The 2,346-nt window shown below is 30.6% G+C and carries 3 protein-coding genes; all 3 read right to left on the minus strand.

Annotated features, from left to right (window positions below; genetic code table 11):
* Positions 1-336: 336 nt before the first annotated feature.
* A complete protein-coding gene (locus tag LC455_RS30785; RefSeq protein ID WP_223596779.1) occupies positions 337-1,857 on the minus strand; it encodes an SIR2 family NAD-dependent protein deacylase in 1,521 nt (506 codons plus the stop codon).
* Positions 1,854-2,057: a hypothetical protein gene (locus tag LC455_RS30790; RefSeq protein WP_223596781.1), complete on the minus strand. Its 204-nt coding sequence runs from the start codon at positions 2,055-2,057 to the stop codon at positions 1,854-1,856. Before LC455_RS30790 ends, LC455_RS30785 begins: the two co-directional genes overlap by 4 nt.
* Positions 2,058-2,257: 200 nt before the next feature.
* Positions 2,258-2,346: IS3 family transposase (locus LC455_RS30795; RefSeq protein WP_223588723.1), on the minus strand; the 89-nt coding region annotated here is incomplete at its 5' end.

The following is a 2,346-nucleotide window of genomic DNA, read 5'->3' on the forward strand; positions in this document are numbered from 1 at the left end:
ATTCCTCATGCACAAAACGTTCCGTAAACAAATTTAATTAAACCATTTATACCTTTAGTCCATCGGAAAACTCTATTAAGTTTTATATCCAGATTATATTTTATGCAATTTTGGCTTATCCCCTCTTTAACTCCTCCTTTGTACCTAAAGGCAATAAAAATAGCGGGGTATAAACAAGTTTGCATAAAAACTTGCATATATCCAGCATTTTGTAATCGATCATAAATTAACAATCGCACCCGATAGTTTAAGTACAATATTTCACAATCTGGTCTTTGAAATAAAAAAACGTAAAGCTAATTTTTTCCGTTTTAGTAAGGTTAATCAAAATCATTATTATGAAAGAATTTCTTCCTCGGCTTCCTTTCGTTTTTTTCGAATATCATCGATTTTTTCTATAACTTCTAATACCGATGGTTTTCCTGCTGATATTTCTCTTATCTTTTCTATCCAATACTTTTGAATATGATTTATTGGTAAATAATATTCATCTTCTTCAACATCTTTAATAATGTAACAAAGATAGCTAAGAAGATAATAGCTTGGAATCTGATGTAGATGTTCTAATAGAAACCTTCCTCCTGGATTAGAATATAAATATTGAGATGGATGACATGACCCAAACATTCCATACATCAATTTGCCAGTCTCAATATCATAATCATCTCGATTTATATGTTTTGAAAGTCCGATAAATCTTTGAGCTCTATTCCTCTTACCATGGAAGTCTGTGGTTTCATTCACGTACTTTAAAGATTTCTTAACAAACTCCAAATATATATCTTCACTTGCTATTTCGGGGTTAATATCTAAAATTTTTATTGAATAGTCCATTATTGAATAACCAATTTTTGTATTTAATTCTAAAATATCTTTTTTAAATGGTTTTTCATTTAAGATAAAAGGACTTGTAAAGATTTTATTAAAAGCTCTTATAAAATCTAAATTCAGGTTTTTATTATTAATGGAATCGGCATCTTCTTCATTTATTACTTTCATCAAAGTTTCTGCAAATCTTGGCTCTTCCGAAAGAGTATCAAATAAAAGGCTCAAATCAGCACTTTCTTTTTCAATTCTAATAGCATTAGATAACTCTTCAACGAATGATGGGAGATCCTCTGCCTCTATTACATTTATTTTATAAGACTCTAAAAACCTCTTATAGTAGCTAAAATATGTCCCCCACTTTTGTTTATCATATGAACTTAATACCATATAAAACTTATTGTTATCAACCTGAGTGCCATAATCCCTTATGAATTGGAAATAAGTTTGATGAATGTTTATATCATTAAAACCATAACCCATCATCAAAATTACGTTACTAGAAAATAAGGTATACAACTTACTTCTAAAATATCCGAAATCATGCATAAATTTATAGTATTGGGAATGAGTAAAAATAATACCTTTTTCTGATTCCTTATCCCCATGAATTTTTATAATGGTTTTATCTTTTTCGTTCCAATTCAATTCCTCTCCCTTACCTAGAGATTGAACTAAATAATTTTTACCATTCATTATTTCTTCTTCCATAACTCTGTCATAGTTGGTAGTGAGAATATAACTAAAATCAATCTGGCCCAATTTCTTTAACTTTTCTACATTCTCTGCGTTTACTTTAGTTTCATCAACTTTTATTAGCTTTAACAACTCATTGGAAAAATCCATTTCTAACTTTTTATCCGTTTCTTCTTGGACAATTTTTTTCAATGGCCCATTAATAGAATCTTTTTTATCATAGATTTCCCCTAAGCCCAGACCTTCAATGACTTCCTTTTCGCATTTCTCCCAATTTATTTCTTTAAAGTAACTTAAAAAAGATTGAGCAATTTGAAGAGGATCGCCATTCTTCATGTCATCGAATTGCCATCTGTCATCGCTCTCCCAAACCCAACAATTCGACCATTTAATGTGGCAAACGCAAAGACATTACTCGTTTCAAATACCTGCTTAATAATCTCCTTTGTATGTTTTGTCCAACCAACAGAAGTATATATTTCTTTCATTCCATCAAGATTTGCCTTAGAAAAGTCGCTATGTATTTTTAAAGTCATACTACCCCTCCCTTTAATTACTAAGAGTATTTCTACATTATTTAAGCTTGTTCCTTCTTCCACTATCCTGCTTCGTTAGTTCAATAAGAAAAAAATGACCGCCGTAGCGATCATCATCTTGAACAAATGCACCCGTTCGTATTATAAGGTCATCCAGATATTTAAAGTGTACCCGTTGTAAAGGACATTTTTAAAAAAGGTCATGCCACATCGAGAAGATGATTTCTGTATTCTACAGGGGTCATCTTCTTTAAATTCCATTGATATCTGTAATTGTTATAGTAGGTCA

It is taken from the genome of Neobacillus bataviensis (genome assembly GCF_019969725.1).

Excerpts from the sequence above, each read along its gene's own strand:
- LC455_RS30785 (WP_223596779.1), bottom strand. The coding sequence starts at position 1,857 with ATGAAGAATGGCGATCCTCTTCAAATTGCTCAATCTTTTTTAAGTTAC.
- LC455_RS30790 (WP_223596781.1), bottom strand. The coding sequence starts at position 2,057 with ATGACTTTAAAAATACATAGCGACTTTTCTAAGGCAAATCTTGATGGA.